At 37.5% G+C, this 14,624-nt stretch carries 13 protein-coding genes and 2 pseudogenes; 8 read left to right on the top strand and 7 right to left on the bottom strand.

What is annotated here, in order from left to right:
• Window positions 1–138 precede the first annotated feature (138 nt).
• The 4 genes from MZHIL_RS04945 to MZHIL_RS04960 all read left to right on the top strand — a co-directional run bounded on the left by MZHIL_RS04945 (window position 139) and on the right by MZHIL_RS04960 (window position 3,439).
• Window positions 139–978, top strand: a complete 840-nt coding sequence (locus tag MZHIL_RS04945) for an ABC transporter ATP-binding protein (protein WP_013898272.1) — start codon at window positions 139–141, stop codon at window positions 976–978.
• On the top strand, window positions 926–1,309 hold the full coding sequence (gene tsaA, locus MZHIL_RS04950; RefSeq protein ID WP_013898273.1) for a tRNA (N6-threonylcarbamoyladenosine(37)-N6)-methyltransferase TrmO: 384 nt from the start codon (window positions 926–928) through the stop codon (window positions 1,307–1,309). The genes MZHIL_RS04945 and tsaA overlap by 53 nt, the downstream gene beginning before the upstream one ends.
• A gap of 586 nt (window positions 1,310–1,895) precedes the next feature.
• Window positions 1,896–3,110: an ABC transporter permease gene (locus MZHIL_RS04955; protein WP_013898274.1), complete on the top strand. Its 1,215-nt coding sequence runs from the start codon at window positions 1,896–1,898 to the stop codon at window positions 3,108–3,110.
• 41 nt (window positions 3,111–3,151) lie between these two features.
• On the top strand, window positions 3,152–3,439 hold the full coding sequence (locus MZHIL_RS04960; RefSeq protein WP_013898275.1) for a DUF3784 domain-containing protein: 288 nt from the start codon (window positions 3,152–3,154) through the stop codon (window positions 3,437–3,439).
• A 49-nt stretch (window positions 3,440–3,488) separates the two neighbouring features.
• Here the strand turns inward: MZHIL_RS04960 and MZHIL_RS04965 are convergent, their stop codons facing one another.
• From MZHIL_RS04965 to MZHIL_RS04980, 4 genes are read right to left on the bottom strand one after another with little or no spacing between them, the layout of a single operon-like run.
• Window positions 3,489–4,742, bottom strand: coding sequence for a COG1361 S-layer family protein (locus MZHIL_RS04965; protein ID WP_013898276.1), 1,254 nt, complete (start codon window positions 4,740–4,742; stop codon window positions 3,489–3,491).
• Window positions 4,743–4,784: 42 nt separating this feature from the next.
• Entirely contained in the window at window positions 4,785–5,507 is a 723-nt protein-coding gene (locus tag MZHIL_RS04970) for an ABC transporter ATP-binding protein (protein ID WP_013898277.1), read from the bottom strand.
• A gap of 56 nt (window positions 5,508–5,563) precedes the next feature.
• Window positions 5,564–6,730, bottom strand: coding sequence for an ABC transporter permease (locus MZHIL_RS04975; protein WP_013898278.1), 1,167 nt, complete (start codon window positions 6,728–6,730; stop codon window positions 5,564–5,566).
• Between the two features lie 18 nt (window positions 6,731–6,748).
• Window positions 6,749–7,849: a hypothetical protein gene (locus MZHIL_RS04980; RefSeq protein WP_013898279.1), complete on the bottom strand. Its 1,101-nt coding sequence runs from the start codon at window positions 7,847–7,849 to the stop codon at window positions 6,749–6,751.
• A 127-nt stretch (window positions 7,850–7,976) separates the two neighbouring features.
• Here MZHIL_RS04980 and MZHIL_RS04985 point away from each other — a divergent pair, with 127 nt between their 5' ends.
• From MZHIL_RS04985 to MZHIL_RS10520, 3 genes are all read left to right on the top strand, one after another.
• The gene (locus MZHIL_RS04985) at window positions 7,977–8,660 is read left to right on the top strand and encodes an ABC transporter ATP-binding protein (RefSeq protein ID WP_013898280.1); all 684 of its coding nucleotides are present in this window, start codon (window positions 7,977–7,979) and stop codon (window positions 8,658–8,660) included.
• Window positions 8,661–8,695: 35 nt separating this feature from the next.
• Window positions 8,696–9,859 (top strand): ABC transporter permease, encoded by a 1,164-nt coding sequence (locus MZHIL_RS04990; protein WP_013898281.1) that lies wholly within the window; start codon window positions 8,696–8,698, stop codon window positions 9,857–9,859.
• A gap of 152 nt (window positions 9,860–10,011) precedes the next feature.
• Window positions 10,012–10,191, top strand: a complete 180-nt coding sequence (locus tag MZHIL_RS10520) for a hypothetical protein (protein ID WP_157209636.1) — start codon at window positions 10,012–10,014, stop codon at window positions 10,189–10,191.
• An 85-nt stretch (window positions 10,192–10,276) separates the two neighbouring features.
• Here MZHIL_RS10520 and MZHIL_RS10890 read toward each other — a convergent pair.
• From MZHIL_RS10890 to MZHIL_RS10525, 3 genes and pseudogenes are all read right to left on the bottom strand, one after another.
• Window positions 10,277–10,342, bottom strand: a pseudogene (locus MZHIL_RS10890) (PGF-CTERM sorting domain-containing protein); the annotation flags it as partial.
• A 246-nt stretch (window positions 10,343–10,588) separates the two neighbouring features.
• Window positions 10,589–10,804, bottom strand: coding sequence for a FeoA family protein (locus tag MZHIL_RS04995; RefSeq protein ID WP_013897980.1), 216 nt, complete (start codon window positions 10,802–10,804; stop codon window positions 10,589–10,591).
• A 1,237-nt stretch (window positions 10,805–12,041) separates the two neighbouring features.
• Window positions 12,042–12,191, bottom strand: a pseudogene (locus MZHIL_RS10525) (CRISPR-associated endonuclease Cas1); the annotation flags it as partial.
• Window positions 12,192–12,256: 65 nt separating this feature from the next.
• Here MZHIL_RS10525 and MZHIL_RS05000 point away from each other — a divergent pair.
• A complete protein-coding gene (locus MZHIL_RS05000) occupies window positions 12,257–14,512 on the top strand; it encodes an amino acid permease (protein WP_394295821.1) in 2,256 nt (751 codons plus the stop codon).
• The last annotated feature ends 112 nt before the right edge of the window (window positions 14,513–14,624 follow it).

Raw genomic sequence — 14,624 nt, forward strand, 5'->3', positions numbered from 1 at the left:
AATGTATGTTAGGGGAAAAATGAGATTAATATACACTTGAGTAGGTCTATGAAGTATAACTAAAAATAAAATTTCATAACAATTGATAATTATTTTAATCAAATAATTATGATTTAGTGTTATTTTATGAGGGTATGTATGAAAATTGATGTAGAAGGATTGGAATTCAGTTATAATGGGGTTCTTACACTTAAAAATATGAACCTAACTGTGAAAAAAGGTGAATTTTTATCGATAATTGGCCCAAACGGCTCAGGGAAAACTACTTTTTTAAAATGTATAAACAGGATCTTAAATCCTGAAAAAGGTTCTATCATGATTAATGAGTTTGACTTGGATAAACTTCACAGAAAAGATATTGCAAAACAGGTAGGTTATATCCCACAAGCTGAAAAGGGAGCATTTCCTACAACAGTCTTTGATACAGTCCTTATGGGCCGGAAACCACACATTAACTGGGTCCCTACATCACGTGATTTGAATATTGTAGTTGATGTTATGGAAATGCTTGACCTAAGTCAAATATCCATGAAAAACATTAATGAACTCAGTGGTGGACAAAGACAAAAAGTCATCATTGCAAGAGCACTTGCACAACAACCGGAGATTCTACTTTTGGATGAACCCACGAGTAGTTTAGATCTGAAACACCAATTAGAGGTTTTAGATATTACTCGAGCCCAAGCTGACAATGATGTTACTGTGATCATGTCAGTGCATGACCTCAACCTTGCAGCAAGATATAGCGATAAGATTATTATGATGAAAGATGGAGAAATTTTCCATGGAGGTGGTCCGGAAATTCTTACACCGGAGAACATTGAACCTGTATACGGTGTAAGTGTAGATGTATATCGAACAGGAGACCAAATATGGATATTACCAAAGAAATTAAAGAAAGCACCAGGATTAAAGGTTGATAAGAATGAATGTACAGATTATAGGCTCCGTGATCAACGAGTTCCAGGAACCTGTTGATCCTGATATAATGCGTGAATCAGTAAGTAAGATACTGATAAAGCCCGAATTTGAAGATGGACTATATAAAATAGAAGACAATGATTATATCCAAATCATATTTTTTTTTGATAGGTCAGAAGGATATGAACTTATTGGAAAAAGAAGACATGGTGGGATTAAAGGTGTTTTTGCATCTCGCAGTCCAATGAGGCCCACGCCAATTGGAACTAGTGTAGTAAAATTACTTTCAAGGAATACTAGGGAACTTGAAGTAAAGGGTCTTGATGCTTTAAATCAAACACCTATAATTGATATTAAACCTTATGCAAAACCTTTCGATTCAAAGTAAATAAAAATTTGAATAATGAATGACTCTGTAGAAATCCGTTTTATTATTGACTTAACCTAATCTAATAGTACAAATTCTATTAAAGAACCTATTTCAAAACACCGGGTACACCCTTTTCCAAGAACCTCTCTATTGCACCTCTTTTATTATGTGATTCATATTCAAGTCGGGTAGGTCTTCCTCTTTGTATATTTATCTGATTTTCAAATGGTTTTGTTCCTGGAGGCAAATGCGGTTTAATATATCTTCCACTGATTATCAGTGGGCTATTTAATTACAAATGCAAGAAATGATATTTATATTTGTGAAATCAGTTCAAAATATAATAAAGTGTTTAATACATCATAGGAAATACTAGGAGAGCCTTTGGACATGTTTTTGTTGGAAAAGGCATGAAGCAGGAAGCCATCTGATCTTTAGCCTGGTAGTAGTTCACTTTCATTGTTGAATAAAGAAACAAATAACTTTATTAAACAATAATCTATTATCCTGCTCCTAGCATACAATATACTTTAATTTTAATGCACATTTACTTCCTTTAACAAACTATGACTGGTGCCATACCTCTTTTCAGGATTGATATTGAATGATAAAGTTTAAAGAATCATTGATGTTAGCATTTGGAAGCATCAATAGTGCTAAACTCCGGTCTGCCCTTACTGCACTTGGAATAATAATTGGTGTTGCAGCAGTTGTTGCTAACCTGTCGCTTGGTGCAAGCTTTGACCAGTATTTTACAGATGAATTGGGAGAATTCGGGGATAATTTTATAATAGTAATGGCTCAGGACACAGGTCTTTTTGGAAATAGCCAGCTTGAGGTGATCAGAAGAACTCAGGGAGTTGAAGACGTATCACCCCTGAAGCAACGGTCGGCTGAGGTGGAGTTTCGGTCAGTGTCAAGACAGATTACAATTGAAGGAACCTCACAGGACTTACCTGATGTACTGGGTATAAACCTGGAAAGCGGGAACTATTTTACAGATAATAACCAGTTTGTGGCAGTAGTTGGAAACCAGGTTGCAACTGAAAGGTTCGACCGTCCTATTGGTAACAGGAATTCGATTGATATCACATTTCGAAGAAGCGATGGAACAACCGTCACCCAGACCTTCAAAGTGATTGGAATTACAGAAGCTCCTGAGCCCGGCGCTTTACAGACCGGATTTAATCCAGAGACCAGTATTTTCATTCCGATCTCAGCCATGAATGAGTTGCTTGATGAAACTGATTACGGGGCCTTTGCTGCAAGGGCTGCAACGCCGGAGGAGGTCAGGCCGGTATCGGATCAGATTGACAGAAATCTTGCACGAAGTCTTGGAGTACCGGCACGGGATCTGGACAGGGATGATGTAAAACCGTATAGCATTATCAACCAGGCAGATATTGTTGAACAGCTGGATGAACTGACAACTGCCCTTACAGTCCTGATCACGGCTGTTGCACTGATTGCACTTCTGGTAGGATCAATCGGTATCATGAATATAATGCTGGTAACGGTAACTGAAAGAACAAAGGAGATCGGGCTTATGAAATCACTTGGATTTACGTACAGAGATCTTCTTAGCCTGTTCCTGATTGAAGCTATGGTGCTTGGGCTGATTGGAGGCATTCTGGGTGCAGGACTGGGACTGGTTGGGTCCTTTATACTTGAATTCTCATTAGGACTGCCACATGTATTTCCGATTTACCTGATATTTACTGCCTTCTTTGTTTCAGTCCTGATTGGCCTGATCTCAGGAGTCTACCCTGCAAACAAGGCTGCAAAGATGAATCCGGTTGATGCACTCAGGTCAGAATAAGATGAATGTACAAACTATTTATCATAAAGGGAAGAACAAGAATGTCAGAACAGTTGATATTTTGGATTTCAGGGTTCATGCTGATTGTACTAGGATATTTGATTGCATTCAAGAAAAAGATGGCTCTTATTGCAGGTTATAATGAAAAGGAAGTTAAGGATAAGCAGGGACTTGCCAGACTGGTTGGATATTTTACAATTTCAATCGGAGCTGTGACTGCAATAATGCCTTTCTTAATGCAGAATATAGGAGAATATGCTATATGGATATTCTCAGTAATTGTTATTGGAGGCTCGATCATAGTGCTCATAAAGGCACAGAAATACTGAGCCTAGATAAAAAAAATAGATAAGGAAGATAGCAGACAGAAATGTCAGTTTATTCTTCTTCCTTTTCATTCTTATTCATTTTCTTCTTCCTGTAATAGAATGCTCCTGCACCTGCTGCAACTACCACAAGTAGAAATACTATCAGAGCTGCACCACTTCCACCAGGTGCATCGACTGACCGGACTTCCAGAGTATCCACAGTATACTCATGGTTGTTGGGACCATTGCGATAACTTGCAATCACATTGACTGTGTTTGTGGAATTGGAATTTGAAATTGATTCAGCCTTTATGTCAATGGTGAACAGTTCATCCGATTCCATAGTACCGATAAAGTATTCTGCAGGAGAAAAGCGCATATCGTCGGATTCGAGTCGTACAGATACACTGGACAATGCAGCAGAATGTACATTTGCCACATCAAATTCAAGGGTTCCTACTCCATTCTCAAGTTCAAGTGAGCCGGACGGAATAACTTTCAGGGATGACTGTGAATCAATTCTCACAGGTACCTGCCAGTTGGCATTGTAGGAATGGGAACTGCCAATCAGTGAAAAGCCAATCAGGTGAGTGCCAACTGGAGCATCTTCATCAACTTCAACAGTATAATGTATGTTAATGATGTCACCAGGTCCTAGCACACCATCGCCTCGATAGGAGTCACTGAGCACTTCAATAAAACCGTTGCCTGCAAGGGAAGCTGCCTGAATCCGGGCGTTGGTATCATATTCAGTTCCATCCAGTACAATGGTCTGGCCGGATGCACTGTTACGCATCTCAAGTATTACAGTACCAATATCCCCAGGCATTAAAACTGAAGGCTCGGTCCTGGCAGATACAAGTTCCAGAGTACCTCTGCTGTCAAATGTATCGGTTCCAACCCTTATGTCAAATGATTCCTCAATCCAGGCACCACCACTTTCTCCCTGATAGCGTACCTTTATGGTTCCAACTCCAGGCCTTGCATCCTCATCAACAAACAGTCGAAACTCATGGATACCAGTACTGGTTGGTGGAAGTATTCCAAAATTCTTCTGAGCGTTTCGGGGTGAATCCAGATAAAACGGATATTCGGGGACAAGTTCGATTGTCACATCATCTGATCGCTGGGATGCAAAATTATCTATCTTGACCCATACACTTACATATTCTCCAATTTCTGCAGGATATGGTTCATGTTTCAGGATATCAACTTTAAGTGTGGTTGATGAAGAACTGGCTGAAACTGCAGGAATAAAGATTCCAAGCATCAGCAATATTGCTGCCAGCACCGTGAGTCCTGGTAAAAGCTGTTTGATATTCATTTCTAGTAATCTCCAGTAAGTTGTGATTTGATCAGTATATAATTAGTCATGGTCTTGGTCTTCAATAACCCCATCCCTTAGATGAACTACTCTGTCAGCATGTTCGGCAACTTCAGGATCATGGGTAATCATAACTATTGTACTACCCTTTTTATGAAGGTCCCTGAATATATTCATTATTTCCTCTCCTGTCTTTGTGTCAAGATTACCGGTAGGTTCATCTGCAAGTATCAGGGAAGGGTCATTGATAAGTGCCCGTGCAATTGCAACTCTCTGTGACTGGCCACCTGAGAGTTCATTGGGTTTGTGGTGTATCCGGTCACCCAGTCCAACCAGATTCAGCAGTTCCTCTGCACGTTTTCCGGGCTCGATTCCTTTCTTCCTGTTTGCATAGGTTGGAAGTTGAACGTTTTGCAGGGCATTCAGTCTGGGTACAAGATTGAAGTTCTGGAAAACAAAGCCGATCTCAAGTCCTCTGATCAGTGCCAGCTCATTATCCGATGCCTTGCTGATATCCCTACCAGTAATAAAGAAGCTGCCACAGGTAGGTCTGTCAAGAATACCCAGAATATTCATTAGTGTACTTTTACCGGAACCTGAGGGGCCCATAATAGCTACAAACTCTCCCTTTTTCACACGGATATTGACGTTTTTTAAAACCTCAATTTCCATATCACCTATTTTATAGCTTTTACAGATATTCACTGCCTCAATTATAAGGTCAGGGTTGGATTTATGTTCCGTCACTTCACAGCAGGTTTCCATAGGAGTTCCAAACACATCTATGAATAAATAGATTTCTGAGTATTAGTGCTTTGTTATTATCTGCTAGCAGATATTGCTTCTACCGGATCAAGAGATGCAGCTCTTTGTGCAGGATAAATTCCGGCTATCAGATTTAGTACAGATATAGCAAGAATGATTAGAAATACATCAAGTGCTCTAATAACAATTGGTAGTTCAGTTACTCCAAGTATTGCATCCGTTTCATGATATTCAAGGCTTCCAATTGATAGACCAATAACAATTCCAAGTAATGCACCGATAATTGATCCTGCAAGACCCAGTATACCACTCTGAATCACAAAAATCTTTTTTATACTGCTTTTAGGAACACCCATTGCCATTAATATTCCAATTTCTTTTACTTTACTCATTACCATGGTATTTAAAGTACTGACCACTCCAAAAGAGGCTATAATTGCTACCAGCCCGGTTTCGATGGTATTTGCTATGTATGCAATATTTAATAGCTGAAGTATTTCGGGATTAAGCTCGGTCCAGCCTGCAGCTTCAAAACCTTTATCTTTTATTGCATTAGCTACTTCCAGATCTTTATAAACGTCATCAAGCCGGATTGAAATCCTGTTAACAACATCCTGTGTCTGGTAGAAGTATTGTGATGTTGGTAATGACGTGTAAACTACATTTTCATCAGCTGGTGTGCCAGTTTCAAATATTCCAACTACCCTTAATGACATTGGTCTTGCTTCTGGAAATGAAGCATCGACTGAATCCCCCACTTCAAGATCAAGGCGTTTTGCAAGATCAACACCAATAACAATTGTATTTCTCTGGAGAATCAGATTCTCAAAACTTCCCTCTTTGATATCTTCATTTATGGAAAAGACCAGATTTTCCCTTTCAGCATCTATTCCCCTAAGTTGTGCATTCCGATTTCTATCGGCTTTAGTTAACGAAACACTACCATCCAGTCTAGGAGATGCAGAAACTACATACTCCATATTTTCAATATCATTTACAAGAGTATTATAAAAATAAATATACTCATTTCTGTCATGTGGAGTAACTGTTACATGTGATAGTTGATCTACAGTTGTATCATGGAGTTCATCACTTAATCCTGCGATCATTGCCAGAACGACAACCATTATCATTACAGCAATTGCAATTGCACCAAGGGATAATATCGTCTGCTTCTTTTTAGAGCGAATATAGCGCAAAGCAATGAACAATTCATATCGCATCTGGATTACCACTTAAAATTAATTTTTCTTCGAGCGGATGAGTATAGCTGAAATTAGTGCAATCAGTGCATAGATTCCAGCAAAGCCGGGTATGCTTCTATCATTTTCATCTTCTTCAGGTGTGGGCTGTACACGCCTTTCTTCAACTTCTATAATTGTTTCTTTAGTATCAATAACTTTTTCAGCGTTTCCAACAGCCTCAATGATCAGCCTGTATTTACCAGGCTCAAGTGGTTCATCCCAGATGGCTTCAATTGTTTCATCATCCCCGGAAAGGAGCAGGGGAGACTTTTGGTCAATTGCCTGAACAGTTCTTTCAGGATCATACCAGGGTTCCAGTACAGTAAATCTTACATACCCTTCAAAGGGAACCTGTGACTCACCTTCCAGTGTTATGCTTGAACCTCTTCTGTCCTTAAATACATCGGTTATTGCAACTTTTTCTGTAGCCTGGAATGGCTTTACATAGGAAACAGTACGCTGAACGGGAGAATGTATAATGATCTTCACACGTGCTTCATAATCCTTGTTTGCCTCAAGAATCCGATCCCACCCTTCAGTAACTGTGGTGGTAGCTGTGTGAACTGGAATATTTTCATTTGATTTAGTGTATATTACATCATTACCATCCACAAGCATGAAAGTTAGATCGATGATAGCAGGTACACCTGGATGCGGGGTTATCATTATTGACATTCCAGTTGAATCTGAGAAAACACTGTCAATTTTTATACTTGAAATGGCAGGTCTTCCATGTACGAAATTGTAGGTCGTGGATGTGAGTTTGCGATCATTGTCATATATACTGGCAGTAACGGTATATAGTCCATCCTCCGTCGACTCTACATCCCAGCTGAAAGCTTTCATAATATCATAACCAGCTCTAATTTGCTCAATATCGATACTTTTAGTCTGCAATATCCTGTCATCTTTTGATATCTTGATCTCTACTCTTAATTCCTGATAATCATTTTGTGAGAATACAGTAATGTCTCCAGAATCTATATCAGAATATAAATCCGTGATCACTATATTTGAGTCAATATATTCTTCCTCGCCACTTACCGGACAAACTAATATTGTAATTAGAAACAAAATTATGATTAAAATAGCTCTCATTTTATCTTCCAGCTGTTTGAATGTTTTGTTTATAAATTAGCTAAAAACAATACAGATATTTATAATTATTTATGATTATGGAAATCAGCAGCTTTTTATATCAAATATATAGTGTAATCATTTGTAAATGTCTGTAAGTGATACTATAATTGAAATTAAGGATCTGAGTAAGATATATAAAAATGGTGCTGAAGTACATGCCTTAAAATCAGTTAATTTAACTGTCTCTAAAGGCGAATTCATGTCCATCATTGGCCCTTCTGGCTCTGGAAAAAGTACCCTTCTCCATATTATAGGAATATTAGATACTCCTTCTAAAGGTACGATCCTGATTGATGGAAAAGATGTTAGCAAAATGTCAGATTCACAGAGGTCCAGGACACGTAACGAGAAACTCGGGTTTGTGTTTCAGTATCATCACTTATTACCTGACTTTTCTGCACTTGAAAATGTTATGATGCCTCTACTTATTTCAGGAAAAAGTGATAAAGAAGCTAAAAATATTGCAGAGAGACTGCTGAAAGATGTAGGACTTGAGGATAGATTAGATCATCGTCCAAATCAATTATCAGGCGGTCAGTGCCAGAGAGTAGCAGTTGCAAGAGCACTTGCAAATAATCCGGATATTGTTATAGGAGATGAGCTGACAGGGAATCTTGATACAAAATCAAGTGAAATGATATATGATCTTCTAAGAAAACTAAACAGTAAATATCAACAGACATTCATTATAGTGACCCATGATCCGAAACTTGCAGAAAAAACAGATCGAATTGTAAGAATTGTTGACGGCCAAATAGTTAGCAGTTAATCTGGTTAATTTGATTGGTATTTCAGAAGGATTTGATGTACGAATATAAAGTTGCTTTTCGCAGTGTTGTTGCCAAAAAAAGAAATACTTTTTTTTCAGTTTTAGCTGTAGCACTTGCGGTTGGAATTATTATAATGTTTATGGGAATTATCTCTGGTTTTTCTGGAGAAATGATTAATTCAACTGTTGAATCCGCCCCACATATAACCGTTAACCCGATAGATGACGATGAATACATTCATCTGTACAATCATTTTGGTTCAATAATAGATGCAACTGAAGGTGTACTCTATACATCTCCCGTTATATCCGAGCCTGCAGCTTTGACTTATAGAGGTAATGCAGAAGGAATTGTAATTGAGGGCATCGATCCTCGCTCTGAAATTAATACCATGCGTATACATGAGAATGTAATCGATGGTGATTTCGAGTCGCTTGAAAGATCATATCGAGGAGTAGTTTTAGGAAATATCCTCGCAGATAATCTGGATGTTACAATTGGAGAACGAGTTACACTGGTAAGGGCTGATGGCACAAGTACCAGTCTAGAAGTTGTTGCGATAGTAAGTACCGGAACTCCAGCCGACGAAACTTTAGCATATGCTCAACTGGATTTTGTTCAGGACCATTTTGATAAAAAAGGCCAGATATCTTATATCAAGGTTCGGGTTGCAGACATACATCAGGCAGAGAACATTGCATCCACTATTAAAATGAATACAGACCTGGATGCTATAAGCTGGATGGAACAAAATGAAGACATACTTGATCTCTTAAATACCCAGCAAGCCATCGCATGGCTATTTTATTTATTGATTTTTATTGTTGCAGGATTTGGAATTGCTAATACGCTTTACACAATAGTAATGGATAGGAAAAAAGAGATTGGTATGCTAATGGCATTGGGTTCTTCCAGAAGAAGCATTCTCAAAATATTCTTGATTGAATCTGCACTACTTGGTCTAGCAGGTGTCATACTTGGTTTCATAATAGCTTTAATTGGAGCATATGCTATTGGTCTCTATGAAATAGAGTTACCTCCAGATGTTTATTTTGGAGTTACAGAAATTCCTATTGATATGCAGGCTAGATACTTTATTTACGCGGGTGCTTTTTCAATGATCATCAATATGATTGCAGCTTCAATTCCAGCAAAACAGGCATCTCAGCTGGACCCTGTCGAGGCAATTGAAGATTAAATTGTTTGAATATAAATTCAAAGTCAAAATTTCTGGAGATCAGATGTCTCCAATTATTTTTGAGTTATTACCGAAAAAAATCGTTTCAGTACGAACCAATAACAATCTACAGAGCCACTAGATCTGGACTGTCTCTCTGGCTGGTAATGCATGTGTACGAAACCATTCACATATTGTTAAGATCTGTTATGGTTGCTCTTGTGGTGATCCACTTATACCTTCACAGAACACAGATTGTAAAAATGTATGCAAGAATCATACCAGAGCCTGGGAAAAGAAAATTGGTTACACTGGGATATGCACTGCTGTGTCTCGTACTTCTTATCAATTAGTATTAAAATCAATGGATATTGATTTTGAATACCTGAATAAAAATTGAATTAAAGATGGACAGATCTGTCCATCCTTCCCTTCATTTTATTTTGACCTTGTAAATAAATAGACTGCAGCTACCAGACCAGACAATGCTAGCAATAATCCAAATCTGGGTTCAGGCTCTGGCTCCGGTTCTGCAAGGCTTCGTTCAAGTTAAAACCCAAACTCTCCTATTTTCTCAGCACTATGCGGGACAGTGGCTCCTGCTTCAGTGCAACCAACTCCTGTACCATGCAATTCACTATCAAAAAGTGCTGCATAGCTAAAAAAACAGAGTTAAAGTTGTGTTTGGGATTTTTTCCCAATCAGAAGACTTGATGAAAGTTTTCTGGAACCGGTATTATGACAACGCACTCAGTGCACCTCTTTTATGATAATTTGCTCAGCTATCTTTTTATCTATTGCAACACACCGTGTTCCAATCTGTACAACCAGTGGTCCTCCAAAGAACTGTCTGGATCTGATGGATACCTTTGATCCTTTTCTAAGTCCAAGTGAGTTAAGAAGGTTGATGTCCGGCAGGTTTTCAATTATACAGGGTTTGTCATTTTCGTAGCTGGCAAGATACATATCCGATTCTCCACTAATATTTCATTAACCTATATTATCTAGAGTGGGTTAATATAATTAATGGTACTTAAGGATTTTCGTATACCCGAATTCTTAATGAGTTGATACCTGACAGTCTAAATTATTTCTTGAGAATGTGCTCAAGATATCTCTTCAGGAAGTACCCATATTATCTGATAATAGGCTCTAAAATGGAGTGATTAAAAATCAAATAACATCTAATTACAGAAACGGCTGTTCCTTTCCGGTCACATACGAGGTCGATAGAGAAGACAGTATTCACTAGGAAATCTGGGAGTAGAAGGTGAAGACGTAATTATTATAGGATTGACAATTTGGTGCACTTTTGTAATGAATTGTACTTATTGTTCTGAAATATTAAGAAAAAAGTGAAATTAACTCCGTTAATATTATATATTTTAGCCCATATCACTATATTGTTGATAAAAAAGTATTTATGAAGGCTCTTTTCATAAATATTATATCCAAATTTTTTTATCTATTTATTAGAATGAATAATTAAGGCTTGGATATATAATATTAGTCATTCGATGAATCATATGGTTCTGATGCATCTACAACGTCAAAATCTGAATTGTCTAGTTCTTTTTCAGTTTTAAACATTTTTTTTCGATGACTTTAATTTCATATTATTAAATTGAAAGTTAAAAAATACTTTTAAAATTAAAATAATTAATATTGTTAATATTATAAGATAAATTAACGAACCTGCATCCATATTTTATACATCCTTTTTATTAATAAATATCATTTTCAAGGAACGATTAAAATGTCCAGCTCTGCGGAGTAAAACATTTTATTATTTATCCTCTGTATTCTAATTTGTTTAATTTGTTTTAAATGTTTCGTAATGCTAAAAAAAAATTAATAGAATATGTAAGAAATTTTATCAAAGGAAAGGAAAAATCAAGTTCCTGAAAATGAACGTGATAACATTTAATGCTTATTGAGGACGTGAACTGCTCCTAAGCTAAAGACTCAGGTGCTTCCTTGGACCGATTCCTTAAGGAATCTGATAGCACAGTTCATACCCAACTGGAAGGCAACGAACTATGGGAACCCTTTACGAAGACACCTATCCCATAGGTGTCCAGTTTAAAATCCTTTTGACTTGGTTCTCGCCATCGGTTAATTACATACACACCGGGACTTATTTATAATATAGTTGATGATTACATCCCCTATGCTAAAGACATAGGGGTTTTACGCTCCGTTTATAAGCTAGACTGTTCTTACTCGGATTCATTTCATGCAAAAATTCTACATGTGCATCAAGACCATTTGAATTAATAGCACTTAAACATTCAGCTTCAAGCAGAGCATAACCATAATTCAACATGACATTGACTTTATCTCCTGCATTTACTGGTCTTCTGTACTCATCAACCCTTGAAGCAAATTATATATTAATTAGGTCACTATAAGTGTTGGGTGAATTTGTTGGGAGATGGAAGAGGTAGTGGATTACAGAATGATGAATCTTTACAGAAAAAGGTAGAAGATCAAAAAGGATTGACACCGGGAAAAAAGCTATTTGGTACATTTGAGGGTGTTTTTGTACCAACCCTTCTGACTATACTCGGTGTAATAATGTACATAAGGCATGGTTGGCTTGTTGGTAATGCAGGCCTTCTTGGAGCATGGCTTATTATACTTATATCATTTAGCATTACACTTGCCACCGCACTTTCACTTTCTTCAATAGTCACTAATATAAGAATAGGTGCAGGTGGCGCTTTTTCAATAATTTCTCAGTCTCTGGGTATAGAAGTAGGAGGCAGTATAGGCATTCCTCTTTACCTATCTCAGACCCTTGCAGTGGCAATGTACATATTTGGATTTCGTGCCGGATGGATGTGGATATTCCCGGATCACCCTGCTATTTTAGTAGATTTAGCTATATTTTTTATTCTCTTTGTTGTTGCATACATCAGTGCATCTCTTGCATTTAGAATACAATATATTGTTCTTGCGGTAATAATAGCTTCATTTGTGTCAATCATATGGGCTGCATATACAGGTTCAATGCAGGAATCCATTACACTATGGGGTTCTTTTCCGGGATTTATTGAAGAAGACTTTTCAGGTGTTGGTTTTTGGGTCGTATTTGCTGTTTTCTTTCCTGCAGCTACAGGAATAATGGCAGGTGCAAATATGTCAGGAGAACTTAAAGATCCCCGGAAAAGTATTCCTCTGGGTACTCTGTCAGCTATAGTCATAAGTCTAATAATCTATCTACTGCTTGCTCTGTGGCTTGCAGCCTCTGCGACAAATACAGAACTTGTGAGCGATTACCTGATAATGGTGGAAAAAGCTGCGTGGGGTCAGTTGATTATAGCCGGTCTTTTGGGAGCTACATTTTCATCTGCTCTGGCCTCATTAGTTGGTGCACCAAGAATACTTCAGGCTTTAGGGAACCATAAAATACTTCCGGGCAGTGAATGGTTCTCAAAGAGTTCAAAGTCAGGAGAACCTCGAAATGCAATGATATTTACCGGAATTATTGTTTTTCTTGCATTATTACTGCGTGACCTTAATGCAATAGCTCCTCTGATAACTTTATTTTTCTTAATAACCTATGCAATGATCAATATAGTTGTTCTGATTGAACAGCGATTACAATTGGTAAGTTTCAGACCACTTCTAAGAATCCCATCCGTAATTCCATTTATAGGAGCTACAGGATGTATTTTTGTAATGTTTATAGTAAATCCTACATTTAGCTTGCTGGCACTTATTATTGTAATTTTAATACATGGACATCTAATAAAAAAAGAATTAAAGGCACCTTTTGGAGATATGCGCAGTGGTCTTTTCGTAGCACTTGCAGAGTGGGCTGCAAAAAAAACATATAAAATCGCTTCTTCTGAACATAGAACCTGGAAGGCTAATCTTTTGGTACCTATAGAAAATCCAAGAATTCTTACCGGTGCTTTCAAAATACTGGTAGATTTAACATATCCCAAAGGCTCGATTAAGATACTGGGAATGGCAGGAAAATTCGAAGAAGAGGAGTTATCTTCACGGCTAACTGATTTGACCACTTCTTTTAGAGAAAAAGGCGTTTTTTCTTCGTGGACAATCATTGATACTGCTGGATTCGAACACAATCTCATAGCAGGAATGGAAACTTTAAGCGGCTCCTTCTTCAAACCAGGGGTACTGTTCATTCATATGGATAGTTTTAGTCAGCAAGAAGATGAAATACAGAATGTGATACATAAAGCTTCTCAAAGAAACATAGGTGCTTTGCTTCTTGCAGTTCATCGTAATGCATTTTTTGGAAGAGAGAATTCTATAAATCTATGGATAAATGATCGCAGCCCAGACTGGGATATAAGCATGGATTTAGGAAATCAGGATCTAGCCATTCTAATAGCATATAAACTTAAAATCAACTGGAATGCAAGATTAAAGATGATAACCTGTGTGAATGAACAGTACAACGTATATAAGGCTGAGAGATACTTAGCAAATCTTGCTGAACTAGCAAGAATTCCAAATGTGACCTATAAGGTTATGGTCGGAGATATGGAGTCCAACATATCTAAAGCACCACAGGCATCTATCAATGTCTTCAGCACGGATTCAGATATAGACTTTGATTTTATTCATAAAACAGTTGATCAAACGGGGTCTTCTTGTTTATTTGCTATGGATTCTGGAGAAGAGAATGCGCTTGCTTAAATCATAGGAATCAGATTTCTAAATGGAGGGGTATATCGTCAGAATAGTGACACAACCAAATTTTATTTCAACTCAAGTTTTAAAGAAGTATTACGAAGGTAACCAAATAAAT

The sequence above is a fragment of the Methanosalsum zhilinae DSM 4017 genome (assembly GCF_000217995.1).
Lineage (GTDB): Archaea > Halobacteriota > Methanosarcinia > Methanosarcinales > Methanosarcinaceae > Methanosalsum > Methanosalsum zhilinae.

What these genes read in the sequence shown, in the direction of transcription:
- MZHIL_RS04995 (WP_013897980.1), bottom strand. Translation starts at nt 10,804, where the DNA reads ATGTATCTTGCCAGCTACGAAAATGACAAACCCTGTATAATTGAAAAC.
- MZHIL_RS04970 (WP_013898277.1), bottom strand. Translation starts at nt 5,507, where the DNA reads ATGGAAACCTGCTGTGAAGTGACGGAACATAAATCCAACCCTGACCTT.
- MZHIL_RS04990 (WP_013898281.1), top strand. Translation starts at nt 8,696, where the DNA reads ATGTACGAATATAAAGTTGCTTTTCGCAGTGTTGTTGCCAAAAAAAGA.
- MZHIL_RS04960 (WP_013898275.1), top strand. Translation starts at nt 3,152, where the DNA reads ATGTCAGAACAGTTGATATTTTGGATTTCAGGGTTCATGCTGATTGTA.
- MZHIL_RS04985 (WP_013898280.1), top strand. Translation starts at nt 7,977, where the DNA reads ATGTCTGTAAGTGATACTATAATTGAAATTAAGGATCTGAGTAAGATA.
- MZHIL_RS04965 (WP_013898276.1), bottom strand. Translation starts at nt 4,742, where the DNA reads ATGAATATCAAACAGCTTTTACCAGGACTCACGGTGCTGGCAGCAATA.
- tsaA (WP_013898273.1), top strand. Translation starts at nt 926, where the DNA reads ATGAATGTACAGATTATAGGCTCCGTGATCAACGAGTTCCAGGAACCT.
- MZHIL_RS04975 (WP_013898278.1), bottom strand. Translation starts at nt 6,730, where the DNA reads ATGCGATATGAATTGTTCATTGCTTTGCGCTATATTCGCTCTAAAAAG.
- MZHIL_RS04955 (WP_013898274.1), top strand. Translation starts at nt 1,896, where the DNA reads ATGATAAAGTTTAAAGAATCATTGATGTTAGCATTTGGAAGCATCAAT.
- MZHIL_RS04945 (WP_013898272.1), top strand. Translation starts at nt 139, where the DNA reads ATGAAAATTGATGTAGAAGGATTGGAATTCAGTTATAATGGGGTTCTT.
- MZHIL_RS04980 (WP_013898279.1), bottom strand. Translation starts at nt 7,849, where the DNA reads ATGAGAGCTATTTTAATCATAATTTTGTTTCTAATTACAATATTAGTT.